Source organism: Thiomonas intermedia (assembly GCF_002028405.1).
Taxonomy (GTDB): Bacteria; Pseudomonadota; Gammaproteobacteria; order Burkholderiales; family Burkholderiaceae_C; genus Thiomonas; species Thiomonas intermedia.
This window is the reverse complement of the sequence record NZ_CP020046.1, coordinates 331,487-344,849: the sequence shown is the minus strand read 5'-3', so window position 1 is coordinate 344,849 and position 13,363 is coordinate 331,487. Positions and strand designations below refer to the sequence as shown.

Annotated in this window: 15 protein-coding genes; 11 read left to right on the top strand and 4 right to left on the bottom strand. The window is 58.6% G+C overall.

The window, feature by feature from the left end; all coding sequences use genetic code 11:
- Nucleotides 1-108: 108 nt before the first annotated feature.
- Both BVH73_RS01650 and BVH73_RS01645 read right to left on the bottom strand, forming a co-directional pair.
- Nucleotides 109-480 (bottom strand): helix-turn-helix domain-containing protein, encoded by a 372-nt coding sequence (locus tag BVH73_RS01650; RefSeq protein WP_079415537.1) that lies wholly within the window; start codon nucleotides 478-480, stop codon nucleotides 109-111.
- A gap of 18 nt (nucleotides 481-498) precedes the next feature.
- Nucleotides 499-801, bottom strand: coding sequence for a type II toxin-antitoxin system HigB family toxin (locus BVH73_RS01645; RefSeq protein ID WP_079415534.1), 303 nt, complete (start codon nucleotides 799-801; stop codon nucleotides 499-501).
- A 1,307-nt stretch (nucleotides 802-2,108) separates the two neighbouring features.
- On the opposite strand from BVH73_RS01645, the gene BVH73_RS01640 reads away from it, so the two are divergent.
- The 5 genes from BVH73_RS01640 (at nucleotide 2,109) to BVH73_RS01620 (ending at nucleotide 5,971) form a co-directional block, all read left to right on the top strand.
- On the top strand, nucleotides 2,109-2,498 hold the full coding sequence (locus BVH73_RS01640; protein WP_079420225.1) for a carboxymuconolactone decarboxylase family protein: 390 nt from the start codon (nucleotides 2,109-2,111) through the stop codon (nucleotides 2,496-2,498).
- Entirely contained in the window at nucleotides 2,495-3,790 is a 1,296-nt protein-coding gene (locus tag BVH73_RS01635; protein ID WP_079415532.1) for an MFS transporter, read from the top strand. Before BVH73_RS01640 ends, BVH73_RS01635 begins: the two co-directional genes overlap by 4 nt.
- A gap of 10 nt (nucleotides 3,791-3,800) precedes the next feature.
- Nucleotides 3,801-4,811, top strand: coding sequence for an aKG-HExxH-type peptide beta-hydroxylase (locus BVH73_RS01630; RefSeq protein WP_079415530.1), 1,011 nt, complete (start codon nucleotides 3,801-3,803; stop codon nucleotides 4,809-4,811).
- Between the two features lie 195 nt (nucleotides 4,812-5,006).
- A complete protein-coding gene (locus tag BVH73_RS01625) occupies nucleotides 5,007-5,330 on the top strand; it encodes an EthD family reductase (protein ID WP_079415528.1) in 324 nt (107 codons plus the stop codon).
- A 68-nt stretch (nucleotides 5,331-5,398) separates the two neighbouring features.
- Nucleotides 5,399-5,971 carry an NADPH-dependent FMN reductase gene (locus BVH73_RS01620; RefSeq protein ID WP_079415526.1) on the top strand — a complete coding sequence of 191 codons (573 nt, stop codon included), beginning with the start codon at nucleotides 5,399-5,401 and terminating at the stop codon, nucleotides 5,969-5,971.
- A 159-nt stretch (nucleotides 5,972-6,130) separates the two neighbouring features.
- Here the strand turns inward: BVH73_RS01620 and BVH73_RS01610 are convergent, their stop codons facing one another.
- Nucleotides 6,131-6,571 (bottom strand): Lrp/AsnC family transcriptional regulator, encoded by a 441-nt coding sequence (locus tag BVH73_RS01610; RefSeq protein WP_079420224.1) that lies wholly within the window; start codon nucleotides 6,569-6,571, stop codon nucleotides 6,131-6,133.
- Nucleotides 6,572-6,832: 261 nt separating this feature from the next.
- Between BVH73_RS01610 and BVH73_RS01605 the strand changes: the two genes are divergently transcribed.
- From BVH73_RS01605 to BVH73_RS01590, 4 genes are all read left to right on the top strand, one after another.
- Nucleotides 6,833-7,978 carry an ABC transporter substrate-binding protein gene (locus BVH73_RS01605; RefSeq protein ID WP_079415521.1) on the top strand — a complete coding sequence of 382 codons (1,146 nt, stop codon included), beginning with the start codon at nucleotides 6,833-6,835 and terminating at the stop codon, nucleotides 7,976-7,978.
- Between the two features lie 75 nt (nucleotides 7,979-8,053).
- Nucleotides 8,054-8,836, top strand: a complete 783-nt coding sequence (locus BVH73_RS01600) for a class I SAM-dependent methyltransferase (RefSeq protein ID WP_079420222.1) — start codon at nucleotides 8,054-8,056, stop codon at nucleotides 8,834-8,836.
- A gap of 9 nt (nucleotides 8,837-8,845) precedes the next feature.
- The gene (locus BVH73_RS01595; protein WP_079415519.1) at nucleotides 8,846-10,234 is read left to right on the top strand and encodes an MFS transporter; all 1,389 of its coding nucleotides are present in this window, start codon (nucleotides 8,846-8,848) and stop codon (nucleotides 10,232-10,234) included.
- Nucleotides 10,235-10,335: 101 nt separating this feature from the next.
- Entirely contained in the window at nucleotides 10,336-11,748 is a 1,413-nt protein-coding gene (locus BVH73_RS01590) for an FAD-binding oxidoreductase (RefSeq protein WP_079415517.1), read from the top strand.
- Nucleotides 11,749-11,786: 38 nt separating this feature from the next.
- Here BVH73_RS01590 and BVH73_RS01585 read toward each other — a convergent pair whose 3' ends face one another.
- The gene (locus BVH73_RS01585; protein WP_079415515.1) at nucleotides 11,787-12,269 is read right to left on the bottom strand and encodes a MarR family winged helix-turn-helix transcriptional regulator; all 483 of its coding nucleotides are present in this window, start codon (nucleotides 12,267-12,269) and stop codon (nucleotides 11,787-11,789) included.
- 74 nt (nucleotides 12,270-12,343) lie between these two features.
- Here BVH73_RS01585 and BVH73_RS01580 point away from each other — a divergent pair, with 74 nt between their 5' ends.
- Nucleotides 12,344-12,835, top strand: a complete 492-nt coding sequence (locus BVH73_RS01580; RefSeq protein WP_079415513.1) for a carboxymuconolactone decarboxylase family protein — start codon at nucleotides 12,344-12,346, stop codon at nucleotides 12,833-12,835.
- 92 nt (nucleotides 12,836-12,927) lie between these two features.
- Nucleotides 12,928-13,359: a GNAT family N-acetyltransferase gene (locus BVH73_RS01575; protein WP_245800378.1), complete on the top strand. Its 432-nt coding sequence runs from the start codon at nucleotides 12,928-12,930 to the stop codon at nucleotides 13,357-13,359.
- Nucleotides 13,360-13,363: the final 4 nt, after the last annotated feature.

The following is a 13,363-nucleotide window of genomic DNA, read 5'->3' as shown; positions in this document are numbered from 1 at the left end:
AGCGGGGCTTGGCCGGCGTCATCGGGCTCACCCGAGCAGCCGCGATCGAGAGGCAGCGCAAGCGGGAGCAAGGGATGGGACGGTGAACCTAATGTCTGACTTACTGCGTTACCTGGCAACGTTCTCGGCGATCAACACGTCCGCCGGGATGCCTAGGCGGTGGTGCAATCTGCGGATCATGGCCAAGGTCAACGGACGCTTGCGATTCAGGACTTCGTAGACCCGATTGCTTTTGCCGATGATGGGCTCAAGATCCTTGACGGACAGGCCACTCTGCTCCATCCGGAATTTGATCGCTTCGACCGGATCGGGCGCGGCGATGGGGACGTGCTTGGCTTCATAGGCTTGCACCAGCGTGGCCAGGATGTCCAGACGATCCCCCTCAGGCGTGCCCAGATCTGGATCGGACGCTATCAAGGCAGAAATTTCCTTCAGGGTCGCCTTGTAGTCGGCTTCGATGTGGATGGGGCGGATGTCCATGTCTTCCTCTGTGGCCGGTTAGGCCATTTCAACGGTTTCCGCGTCAACGGCGTCGTACTCATTGTGGGTGCCGACGAACTTCACGTAGACGATCTGCAACTTGTAGGCTATCGCCACGATCAGCCGGTAGTCATTGCCTTTGATGTTGAAGACGACGCGACGGTTCTTTAGCACGCTGGCGCTGCGGTACTGCTGCTTGATGTCTGCGGGCTGGGTCCAGGCCGCATTTGTTGCTTCGTCATACCAAGCCTTGAGCGGCTGCTCAGCATCGGGGTGCAACTCACCAAAAGCTCGTAGGGTGGACACCGCAATCACTCGCATCACCTACAGTATAGTCCCAATATGGGACTCTGACGAACGCAAGCCGAGAATCCCCGTCGAAGAGTGAACGCTGTTTGCCAATGATCCGCAGTCGTTCGCGATTGATCAGAAGTCGTCCGTCGCCGATCGGTTTCCGGCGAACTCTGATCAGCGCTCGACCGAGTTTGATCACAACTCGTTCGCCGACTGTTTGGTCAGTTCGGCACAGGATAAGAGATGTCCGTGCAGGGATCCTCTTGGCGCACGGTCCCTGCACAGCAACATCCTGGTCAAACAACCGACACCATCACGCGCTGATCGACGGACACCGCATTCCGATCGACGGTGCATCGTTGACGATGCGGGCCCGCATCTGCGCCGTGGATGGGTTCTCCGCGGTTCCCTTGTTGCGCCTCCTGCAACCTCCGCGGCAATTCAGGTATGCCTACAACCCGCACTCTCGCCACGGAGTTTACTTACTCAGACGTCGGCAAGTAAGGCGACAAGAAAGAGCCTGGAGCCCGCATAAAACCTTACTGTGCTGTCGCGCTACTTACCGCTTTCTGAGTAACGTGGGCTGTCGAGCCACGCCGATCCCGTGAGGGCTCGGCCACGCTCGCAGGCAATCCTGGGTACGGGTGGTCGGCGGCGGGTCAAGTTAGGAATCGCGGTCAAGGACTTCAAAGAATTGACCGACGTCGACCTGCGCAGGGCCGCACACCTCGCAGTGTCGCCTCTTCCATCTTCCAGGGTGCCCGCTGGGATATGCAAGTTAGTTCGACATGTGTAGGTTTGGGGTGGCTCAGGAATTCGAAGACCATCGCAGCGGAAAGCACGCTGATGACGGCCGGCACGTAGAGCAGCCACACCCCCACATCCGACCACGAACTCGTTCACTACGGGTCGGTGGACACGTTTCGCATGTTTTGCCTGCCTTGGCCCATCTCGAACCGATCATGCCTGAAATTTCTGTTACCAAACGGTTCAAATTGCGGGGACAGGGTCAGAACCACCCAAGGGAAACCCATGACCCTGTAAACCTTGACAGGTTACAAATAGATGCTCTGCTGCAACACTCTTTGCGCCGTGCCGTTCATTCAGAGACCAGGGTCGGCCATGCTAGCGCGTGGGTTTCACTTCAAAAGGAGTTTGCATGAAGATCGTCAACAAGATGTCGTTGAAGGGCACCACGTCGAGCATCAACACGATGACCGTCGGTTTCAAGGACTCGAGCGAAGACCAGACCAAGCAAGCCAAGTAAAACAGGCTGAGAAAAACAAATGAGGTCGTCGGCGGATCGTGTATCCGCCGATTTTTGGGGTGCCAGCGTGAACGAATTTCAAAAGAACGAAGACCTGATCGAACGTTTTGCTCCGGGGTCTACGGAGTGGGGACAAAAGAACTTCCGACCTGTTTTTCCCGATCTGGCCGAAAAGATCATCGGCGACATCTATGGATTCGCCTATCGGCGGCCTGGCCTGGACTTGAAGACGCGGCATCTTGCCAGCCTTGCGGCCATAACCGCGATGGGCGGATGCGAGAACCAGTTGAACTTCCAACTTCGCGCGGCGTTGAATTTGGGGATTGCGCCCGAGGAGGTCCGGGAGATGTTTATCCAGGTTGCGGTCTTCGCCGGGAACGCACGGGCGATTAACGGGGCTATTGTTTTCAAGGCCATTCTCGACGAACGGGCGGCTGTGAAGCCGGAACAAGAATGATGAAGCTTAGCCCGTGGGCGCAGATTTGTACCTACGTGGCGTCGGATGCGGCTTTGAACGTGTCTGCTCGCGTTTTCCAGATATATTGCACGTGGTACTTCCTGAAATTCTTGGCGGCTGACGGGGGGTTGTCCTCCGTCCTGTTGTCAATATGGATCACAAGCACAGTCCTGCTGCCTTTTGTCGGGGTGCTCGGTGATCGCATCCGAAAAAGTTTTATCCTTCTCTTCGCAGGCAGCCTTGCCGTCGCCAGTGCATTCCTTTCGCTGATCGCGGTCAAGCATTTGGGAGGAAACCCGGATCATCGCGGGATTTTCTACGCGTTCCTCGTAATCGGGGTGATTTCGAGCTCCAGCATCGCGCTGCTCTTTCCCCTAGGCACGCCTCTGATCGCGGAGATTGCCTCATCCGAATCCGACATTCATCGCGGGATTCGGCTGAAGTCGTCGATGTTCATCGTCAACTTGCTGTTCGGACCCACGTTGGCGGGTCTTGTCATTGGGCGGTTCAGTGGTGAAGCGGCGCTGGTGCTGGCCACTGCTGCGGCGGTGATCGGCCTTGGTCTGGCGTTGATCTTTTCCGGTTCATTCAGTTCCAAGCGCGTCGAACGCACAGCGTCATCGCAATTGCCAAGGTTTTTCCACGAGTTGCGCGGTGGGGTCAGGCGCGTGTTGAGAATCAAGGCCGAACGGACCATTGCCATCGCGTCCCTGTTCGCCAACATGCTCTTGGTACCGTTCCTGTTTTTGGTTCTGCCCGCAAAGGTGATCGGCAGCGGCATGTCAATGCTGGAACTTGCCGGTGTCGAGATTGCGATGGGCGCGGGTGTCCTGGCCGCGTCGGGGTTCTTGATTCGGAAGCTCCAGACGATTCTGAGCGAACACGGCATCGCGTCGCTCGGGGTCTGCGTGTTGGGACTGTCGATCTTATCCTTTGCCTACGTGGAGTCGCTATGGCTGCTTTGTTTCTTCGCATTCGCACTTGGCATCGGCCTGACCGCATTCAATGTCACGGTGAATTCCAAGAGAGCCAGTGCAATTCCGGACGGTTACCGATCAACCATGGAATCAACTCTTTTGTTTGCCTGTACGTTGGCTGCGCCAGCCGGAATATGGCTTTCTAAGATCGCTCTGAAGAGTCTTTCGCCGGACCAAGTCATCGTACTTGGAAGCGGTACGTTCTTGGTAGCCATCGCGGCGATTGCGTTCTCGCGAGCATTGCGCGACATGCTCAATGCACCGCAAGGGACCACACCCTATTACATGACCACAAACCACACATTATTTAACTGAGGAGATAATCTTGGAATTCAGCTTCATCCCCAGTCGCGAAATTGCGACGGCGTTGCAGGCAAGTTTCCGGCAGCAACTGAAGGCCAGATATATCGACATGTTGGAGCAGTTGCGCGATGCTGGCGTAGAGGGTATATCCGAAACCACATTGGACGCGCTGATGGCTGTGCCTGCAAGCGGCATGAATGGCCTCTTCAGCTTTGTCTATCATCGCAGCATCGAGCTTCTTGAAGAAGGCCGCTTTGCTGAGGTCGGAAAACTGTTCGATCTGCTCGTCGAAGGACGGTATGACACGCTGCCAAAATTCCTTCCTGCTGATCGGATTGATGCCGCGTTGTTCTCGGATATTCTGAGTGGAATAAGCAAGGGGACGACCCACAAGGAGATACGGCTCCGGGCGGTTGAGCCGCGCCTTGAAGACCATGCCGCTGAGTGCATCAAAAGCGGTATGGAGACGCTTTACAAAGCCTTGCCGGACCTGGCCTTTGAAATCGACACGTTGGTCGGCTCCGTGATGTTCTTTGAATCCGGGGGCGACACGACCGAACGGGCGACTTCCTTAACGGGAAATACGTTCCAGTCGTTGATCCTAATCAATGCAGTGATGGAGCCGGACTGGATATTTTTTCTCGATAAATTCATCCATGAGGCGGCGCACACGTACTTGTTCGCAATGAACCTTCAAGAAGAGCTTGTCACCAACACAGACGGGCCATGTTATCAATCGCCGCTGAGAAGGGACGCACGGGATATGGCAGCAATCTATCACGCTACCTTCGTCATCCACCGCCTCATTTATGCGTTTGATAATATCTTGAAGAAGGTTGAGGTCGAAGAGTCCGATTCCAAGAAGATTTCGGGGCTGATCAAATATTATCAATCACGCCTTGATTCCGGGTTTGACACGGTCATGGAGCACGGGGAACTCTCGCCGCTGGGAGTGAAGCTGATCCGTGAAGGCCAAGATTACGCCGTGTCCTTGCGTCCAGTCCTCGCATCTGGCGATCCAGTCTTGGCTTGAGTTGATTGATCCTGCTCACCCGAGTTCGACATCCGGAGCCCTGAAACGGCGATTTTCGGGGGGTGGGGTCTATATGAATCGGCTATCTGGATTTGGCTGTGTTCACTCTATCGACGCTTTGGCTCCGTCACAACTGACGATAGGCACACTCAAATTGTGCATCGCAAGTTCCATTTCTCCAGGACAGTGAGACCAATGATCAAAATTAGTATCCTCTACCCGAACAACAAGGGCTCTAGGTTTGACGTTTCGTACTATGTTGAAACTCACATGCCTCTTTCCATTAAGCTTTTGAGTGCGCAATCAGGCTTCAAAGGAGTGTCTGTAGAGCATGGTGTTGGCGGAGCAGTCCCTGGGTCTGAGCCTGCATATATTGCGATGTGCCACTTCCATTTTGATTCCATCGAAAGCTTCTTGGAAGCTTTCATGCCTAACGCAAAAGTGCTTCAAGGCGATATGCCAAACTACACAGACATAGAGCCGATTATTCAATTCAACGAAATACTCCTATCACATTAAAGCCAGGAGATGCAAAAGATGATTTCACTGCCTTGGCGCGGTCGGTTGACTGAGTTCGATGAAGCGTGATGAAGATTCTTGCTATTTCCGGAAGCCTAAGAGCCGCCTCAATCAACTCGGCACTGTTACGGACGATTGTTCGATTGGCTCCGGATGAAATTGAATTGTTTCAAGGCTTAGGTGAATTGCCGTTATTCAATCCAGATCGCGAATCAAATATACCGGCGACTGTCAACGATTTTCGGCGCCTAGTAGCGGCCGCTGATGCCATATTAATAGCAAGCCCTGAGTACGCTCACGGAGTCACTGGGAGCATTAAGAATGCGCTTGATTGGCTTGTCAGCTACGAACCATTTGCTTATAAGGCCGTTGCCGTCCTCAATGCTTCATCTCGTGCCCAGCATGCAGACGCGGCTCTTCGAGAGATTCTTAAGACAATGGCAGCGAACGTTGTCGAATCTGCTTCGGTAACCATTCCATTATTAGGTGCTGGCCTGGATGAAAACGGCATGGTTCAAACGCTATCGATTGTTGAAGCGATTCGGAAGATGCTTTCAAGTTTGCATGAAGCAGTAGCCGTACAGCGACCCTCACAGTCACCGTCCTTTCCAGTGCCGACGCAGTGTCTCCCAACATCCTGAACCTCTTCGACTTCAAAGTGCAGCGGGTCGAGGAAGCCGACCACGACTATCACGCCTATGCCGAAGTTTCGACTCCTCCCGGAGTTTGCACAGTCTGCGGCTCTGATCGCCTGATCGGCCATGGCCGTAATGAGCAAGTCATCCGCGACCTCGTCCCATTCATCCACTCGGCAATTGGAGCCGGGTTTCCAGCTTGACTTCGCGCAACGCCACCGCTGTCTTCAACTGGCGCACGCCCTTGATCTTGAGCATGAAGCGCGAGACGAAACGATCGAATGCCTGCGCATCTGGCACGTAGATCTTTAACAGGTAGTCCGCATCGCCGGTGATGACCCAGCACTCCTGGATTTCCGGTGCTGCGCGCACGGCCCGCTCGAAATCGGCGACGACAGCCTCAGAGTGCTTCTCCAGACTCACCTGCGTAAACATGCACGAGTCCAGGCCCAACTTCGTGCGGTCAAGGAGTGCGGCATAGCGGACGATCAGGCCGCTTTCCTCCATATCCCGCAACCTCCGCCAGCACGGGGGCGCCGACAGTCCGATCGAGTCGGCGAGCGCCTGCACCGTGATGCGCCCGTCGCTCTGCACGATGTCGATCATGCGGCGTACGTAGGAATCCTGCAGGAGATCGGATGTTTCTTTCGACATGACGGCACTATTGGAAAAATACTTGCTGCATAACCCCATAGTTGCAGCCATTTGATTTTAATCTTAGCGCATACTGGTAATAGTATCGATTCGTCAGATGGCAGTTACGCCTGACCGCAGCAGCGACAACGCGCGACATTGACTCGTCGTACCAGTTGAGCCAGAACCGAGTCAGTCGCACCTTGCCTGCATTTCCCGAGAAGGAGTCTCACCATGTTGACCTTGCAACGTTGTGCGATAGCCGCCATGCTCGCGGCCTGTTCCGCAGCACCCGTCCTTGCGGCACCCAGCGTGGTCACCCTCGGCTATGCCGGGCCGATGACCGGCCCGGCCTCTGCCTACGGCAAGGATGCGGCCAACGGTGTCTCGATGGCGATTCAGCACCTGAACGCCGAGCACGCCAGCATCGACGGCAAGCCGGTGACCTGGAAGGTGGATGTGGAGGACGACCAGGGCGACCCCAAGCAGGCCACGGTCGTGGCGCAAAAGTTCGCCGATGAAAAAGTGAACGGCGTCGTCGGCCACCTCGAATCTGGCTGCACCTACCCAGCCTCGCGCATCTATGACCGCGCGGGCATTCCTGAAATCACCCCGGCTTCCACCGATCCCAAAATTGCCCAGCAGGGCTTCAAGACGTTCTTCCGCATGCTGGCGAACGACGACGCCATCGGCGCCGGCCTGGCGCAATACGCGGCACACCACCTGCACGACAAGACCGCCGCGGTGGTGGACGACGGCACCGCCTATGGCCAGGGCATCGCTTCCGTGTTCATTGCCGACGCGCAGAAGGACGGCATGCGCATCGTCGATCACCAATACACCAATGACCACGCGACCGATTTCACCGCCATCCTCATCCAGATCAAGGCGGCGCATCCGGCGGTGATTTTCTACGGCGGGGCCTATGCCCAGGCCGGGCCGATGCTGCGCCAGATGGCGCAGCTTGGCGTCAAGGCGCAGTTCATGGGCGGCGACGGCATCTGCACCGGCGAACTAGCGACACTGGCCGGCCCTGCGGTAAACGGCACGATTTGCGCCGAAGGCGGCACACCGCTGCAGGACATGCCCGGTGGGCCCACATGGAAGGCCCGCTACGTGAAGGCATTCGGCGCCTCCGCCCTGCAGCCGTTTTCGTCTTATGCCTATGACGCCACGATGGTGCTGGCCCACGCAATGATGAAAGCCAAGTCGGTCGATCCCAAGGTCTACCTGCCCTTCATCCGCCACGTCGACTACGAGGGCGTGACCAAGAAAGACATTCGCTTCACCTCCACCGGCGAATTGGTGCATCCGGTCATCACCCTGTCGCAGTTCAAAGAGGGAAAGAAAACTCCGCTGGCGGTGGAGAGCGTGCAATGAAACGGGCACGGCCGCAATGGGATGCGGTTGTTGATCGCGGTTTTCAGCCTTTTGTCAATTTTGGAGATCATTGCCATGTATGCCGACACCGATGCCGAATTCAGTGGTGAGCGCTCGACCAACTATCAGGATGCCCTGCGTCTGTATCCCGACGCGTGGCTACACGATTTGAAATTAATGCACGACTTGCTTCAACCAAGACCAGGGGAATCCATTGTGGAGGTTGGTGCCGGAACAGGGTACTTCAGCCGCGAAATTGCCAGAACGCTTGGTGCGAACGGCCGCCTGGACATCGTCGATCCCGCGTCAGAGCAAACGCAAGGGCTTGCCGAAATTCTGCCGCGCAATATCCGTATCCACCACCAGGCAGCAGAGGATATGGAACTGGCGTTCAAGGGTTTCGACGCGGTCTGGAGCCGCGGCGCCATCCATCATGTCCGCGACAAAACGCGGGCGTTTGAGCGATTCGCCGCGCACACCAAACTTGGCGGTCGGTTGGTGATCACCGACATCTTTGCGGGCACGACATTGGCGCGCTATTTCGATAGCTTCATCGCTCGCTCCTGCGTGACCGGCCATGAGGTGTCATTTTTGTCCCAAGATTTCGCCACCACAATTTGTGGATTGACGGGCTGGAGCCGCCCCGCGTTCTACGACAACACCGCTCGATGGCGATTTGCCGATTCTCAGCATCTGGGCAAGTTTTTACGTCTGCTGTTTTCTGCCAAGCCGGAGTATTCGGACGAGGATTGTCTTGAGGGAGTTCAGGACTTCCTGACAGTGCAAGATGGGGGCGGTAGTTGCACCTTGCTTTGGCCGATGACCACCTTGGTTGCGCAGCGTGCGGCGACGCATTGACTGACCCGTATGTCACCACCAGAACCTCTTGCAGAGACTTCAACGCAAATCACGGGCGGTGCAGTTCCGTCTCCGCTCGGTCTGCTGCTCGCCGTTTCTCTCGGCCTGTCCATGGTGCAACTCGACATCACCGTGGTCAACGTCGCGCTGCCGCAGATTCATCGCGAACTGCACACCACGCTGTCCGGCCTGCAATGGGTGAGCGACGCCTACGCGCTGAGCTTCAGCAGCCTGATGCTGGGCGCGGGCGAACTGGCCGACCTGTACGGCCGCAAGCGCGTCTACACCCTCGGCCTGGTGGTCTTCGTGCTGGCTTCGCTGCTGTGCGCCTTGTCTCCCTCTCTGGCCTGGCTGAACGCGGCGCGCGTGGTGCAGGGCGTGGGCGCCGCGGCTTTGTTGCCCAACTCCCTGGCCATACTGCGACAGGCCTTCGTCGATGCGCGCCTGCGGGCGCGGGCCATCGGCCTGTGGGCGGGTATTTCAGGAGTGGCGCTGGTGGCCGGGCCGACCTTGGGCGGGGTGCTGGTCGATGCGCTGGGCTGGCGGGCGATCTTCTGGATCAATCTGCCGGTCGGGCTGGTGGCTTTGCTGCTGACCGCCCGCTCCGTGCGCGAATCGCACGGGGACACTCAGCGGAAGCTGGACGCGGTCGGGCAGGTGCTGGCCACGGTGAGCTTGGCCGCCTTGCTGTTCGCCCTGATCGAAGGCCATGCGCTGGGCTGGGCCGCACCGCCCATCCTGCTGGCTGGCGGCGTCACCGTGTTGGGCGGCGGGCTCTTTGTCTTGTGGGAGGGCCGCGTGACCCAGCCGCTGATTCCGCTGACCTTCTTCCGCCTTCCTGCGTTTACCGGCGCCAATGTGGCGGCGGGCTTGATGAACTTCGGCGTCATGGGCATGCTGTTCGCCATGAGTTTGTTCTTCCAGCACGTGCAAGGCTTGTCGGCGGCGCAGGCCGGGGTGCGGCTGAGCGTGATGTTTCTGCCCTTCGTGGTGCTGGTGTCGTTCGGCGGGCGGCTGGTGGGGCGGTTCGGCGCGCGCTGGACATCTGTCGCCGGGTTGGCGCTGATGGGAGTCGCCTATCTCGGCTTGGTGCGCGTTGAGGCGCAGACCCCATTTCTTGCGATGGCGCCCTGGCTGCTGGTGGCCGGGCTGGGCCTGGTGCCGGCCATGCCGGCCGTGGTGCATGCCGCCATCGGCGCCGTGCCGCACGAACGCGCCGGCATGGCCTCGGCGGTGAACAACACCGCACGGCAAGCGGCTGGCGCGCTGGGCATCGCTTTGCTTGGCGGTTTCCTGCATCTGCACGCGGGAGGCATGGCGGGCACAGGTGCGGCGCTGCTAGGGGCGGCGCTGGCTTTGCTGGCCGGGGCCCTCATCGCGGCCTGGACGCTGCGCTGATGTGTGCTTCAAGAAATTCAATGCCCAGGACCTGCGCCTGAAATGTGACGAATGGACCGGTCCACAATGTGCTTGATTAACCAACCCCAGGGGGACGTCAAATGACTGCCGTGGCGAAAAGCGAGAAGGCGCAGATCATCACTCAACTGAGGGAATTATTCGGTGAGCGATGTGCACTGGGTCAGACCATTCGCGATCAGCACGGAAAAGATGTCTCCTTTCATCCGACATGCCCACCTGATGCCGTCGTCTTTGCGAAGTCCACGCAGGATGTCGCAGCAGTTGTCGATATCTGCCACGCATCTTCAGTTCCTGTCATTCCATTCGGTACGGGAACATCCTGTGAGGGAGGAATCGGGGCGATCTCAGGCGGCATATGCATTGATCTGTCGCAGATGAATGCCATCCTCGAAGTCAACACCGCAGACTTCGATTGCCGAGTGCAGGCCGGAGTGACGCGAAAACAGTTGAACGCTGAATTGCATGGCACCGGGCTTCACTTTCCAATCGATCCGGGCGCGGATGCCTCTCTTGGCGGCATGGCGTCGACGCGCGCGTCAGGAACGAATGCGGTGCGCTATGGCACGATGCGTGACAACGTGATGTCACTTCAGGTTGTGATGTCGAATGGAGAGATTATCGAAACGGGTGGGCGCGCCAGGAAATCTGCAGCAGGCTATGACTTGACCCGCCTGTTTACAGGTGCTGAAGGGACTTTGGGGATCATCACCGAGTTGACGCTCAGACTGCATCCACTGCCAGAAGGCGTGAGTGCGGCACGATGTGGCTTCCCCAGTCTGCAGACAGCCATCGACACAGTCATCCAGGTGATCCAGACAGGTATCCCCATTGGCCGCATCGAATTTCTGGATGAACTGCAAGTTGCAGCCTGCAATCGCTATTCGAAGCTTAATCTGCCTGAGGTGCCAACGTTGTTTTTCGAGTTTCAAGGTTCCCCCGCGAGCCTCGCAGAACAAGTCGAGATGGTTGAGGCCATTGCGCGCGACAACGGAGGCTCTGGCTACGCTTGGGCGACGACGCCCGAGGCTCGCTCCCAACTCTGGCAAGCGCGGCACGATGTGTGGTGGGCAGCGCTAGCGCTGCGTCCAGGATGTCAAGGCATACCAACCGATGCGTGCGTACCGATCTCCATGCTCGGTGATGCCGCAGTTGCTGCTCGGCGAGACGTTCTGGAGTTGGGGTTGACTGCGCCGATGTGCGGACATGTTGGTGATGGCAATTTCCACCTGTGCATCGTTGTCAACCCCGACGATGCCGATGAAATGACGCGCGCGGCGGAACTCAACGCCCGCTTGATGCGACGCGCCATCAGACTCGGTGGGACATGCACGGGGGAGCATGGCATTGGATACGGAAAGCTCGATTTTCTTGAACTCGAACGTGGCCCTTCAATGCACGCCATGGTTGCGATCAAGAAGGCCCTGGACCCCCGCAACATCATGAATCCGGGCAAGGTCCTGCGTGTGACAGACCGATATGACACGTTCCAATGATGAATTGGTATGCGTATCTAAAAAGAAGGCGGAAGGTGCTAGCGGTCAAAGGGGCTGAGCGTCGCGATGTGGACTAGCCATCTTCGAATCGCCGTCTCTTCTGCAGCGCTCATCCCGTCGAGCAATTCCTGCTCGACGCCGTCCACGCTTCTCCGGCAGCGGGCCAGAAGTCGCTTGCCATCGTCCGTGATGTCCATCTGCAGAACGCGTCCGTGCGTCGTATGACGCCGGCGCCGTAGCGCTCCCATGCGTTCCAGGTTGCCGACGATCACGCTCACCGTCTGAGGCGTCAGCAGGGACAGCCGCGCGACATCCGCGCCGCTGGCCCCTGGGTACGCGACCAGCATGGTCAGCACGGCGAATTGAGGCGGCGTCAGGCCGACCGCGGAAAGCGCACGCTCCATGCGCTGCCGATGCGCCACCTCGGCCTGGCGAAGCAGGTAGCCGATGTGCCCCGATTGGCCGCGCTTGCCTTCGCCCGCGTTCGGGATGGGGGTGACGTTCACTGCGTTCTTGCGCATGGTGTTCGAATTCGAATATCCTGTCGTTGTTCGAATTCTGATACTACGCCCACCACTTGACCAGGAGCCTCCCGATGACCCACACCGCCCCAAGACTAGATCGCGCGGACTATGAAAGCCTCGCGCCGCAGACCGTCGCGGCCCTGGGCGCGCTCGGACGCGCCGTGGCCGACTCCGGACTGGACAAGCAGCTCACGGAACTGATCAAGATTCGCGTCTCGCAGATCAACGGCTGCGCCTTCTGTCTCCAGTACCACCTGAATCTGGCCCGCAAGCTCGGGACTCCCATGGCCAAGGTCGATCTCGTCGCGACCTGGGCCGAGGCGAACATCTATTCGGCGCGCGAGCGCGCGGCGCTGGCCTGGGCGGAGGCACTGACGACGATGGCGACCGGATCCGTCGGCGACGCCGGATTCGACGATCTGCTCCTTCACTTCACGATGCAGGAAGCGGCGCATCTGAGCGCCGCGATCGGCCACATCAACGCCTGGAACCGCATCGCCGGGGGGCTGCGCTTCGCCCCACCGATCCCTGCCGGGCATCTTTCCGAACAGGCCGGCACATGAGCTCGGCGCACGGCGGCTCCGAAGGCGCGCGCAGCCCCCGAGGGGGGCGGGGCGAAGTGAGCGGGGGCCACGCATGCGCCGACGCTCGCACCGTGGAACCGGTCGACAGCATCGCGGCGGCGCTTGCCGTTCACCCCCTGATCGTCCAATTGCGTCCGCACCTGGCCGACGCAGACGAATTCCTCGAACGATGGGGCCGCCAATGCAAGGCCGGATATCGACTCGTCGTGCTCCGGGACGCGGGGACGCCGGTGGCCCTTGCCGGCTATCGCCTGCAGGAGAACCTTGTTCACGGAACCTTCCTCTACGTCGACGATCTGGTGACGGACGCGCGGTGCCGAAGCAGCGGTTACGGCGAGCAATTGATACGGTATCTGCAGGAGCAGGCGCATGAAGCCGGTTGCAGCAAGCTCGTGCTGGATACGCCGATGAGCAATGCGCTCGGCCATCGCTTCTACTTCCGCTGCGGACTGCTCGCGACGGCGCTCCGGTTCAGCACTGAGGTGCCCCATAGGGTTCGGTGAATCT

Bases quoted from the DNA above. Each gene is read 5' to 3' on its own strand.
- BVH73_RS01650 (WP_079415537.1), bottom strand. From the start codon at position 480: ATGGACATCCGCCCCATCCACATCGAAGCCGACTACAAGGCGACCCTG.
- BVH73_RS01645 (WP_079415534.1), bottom strand. From the start codon at position 801: ATGCGAGTGATTGCGGTGTCCACCCTACGAGCTTTTGGTGAGTTGCAC.
- BVH73_RS01635 (WP_079415532.1), top strand. From the start codon at position 2,495: ATGATGAAGCTTAGCCCGTGGGCGCAGATTTGTACCTACGTGGCGTCG.
- BVH73_RS01625 (WP_079415528.1), top strand. From the start codon at position 5,007: ATGATCAAAATTAGTATCCTCTACCCGAACAACAAGGGCTCTAGGTTT.
- BVH73_RS01620 (WP_079415526.1), top strand. From the start codon at position 5,399: ATGAAGATTCTTGCTATTTCCGGAAGCCTAAGAGCCGCCTCAATCAAC.
- BVH73_RS01610 (WP_079420224.1), bottom strand. From the start codon at position 6,571: ATGATCGACATCGTGCAGAGCGACGGGCGCATCACGGTGCAGGCGCTC.
- BVH73_RS01605 (WP_079415521.1), top strand. From the start codon at position 6,833: ATGTTGACCTTGCAACGTTGTGCGATAGCCGCCATGCTCGCGGCCTGT.
- BVH73_RS01600 (WP_079420222.1), top strand. From the start codon at position 8,054: ATGTATGCCGACACCGATGCCGAATTCAGTGGTGAGCGCTCGACCAAC.
- BVH73_RS01595 (WP_079415519.1), top strand. From the start codon at position 8,846: ATGTCACCACCAGAACCTCTTGCAGAGACTTCAACGCAAATCACGGGC.
- BVH73_RS01590 (WP_079415517.1), top strand. From the start codon at position 10,336: ATGACTGCCGTGGCGAAAAGCGAGAAGGCGCAGATCATCACTCAACTG.
- BVH73_RS01585 (WP_079415515.1), bottom strand. From the start codon at position 12,269: ATGCGCAAGAACGCAGTGAACGTCACCCCCATCCCGAACGCGGGCGAA.
- BVH73_RS01580 (WP_079415513.1), top strand. From the start codon at position 12,344: ATGACCCACACCGCCCCAAGACTAGATCGCGCGGACTATGAAAGCCTC.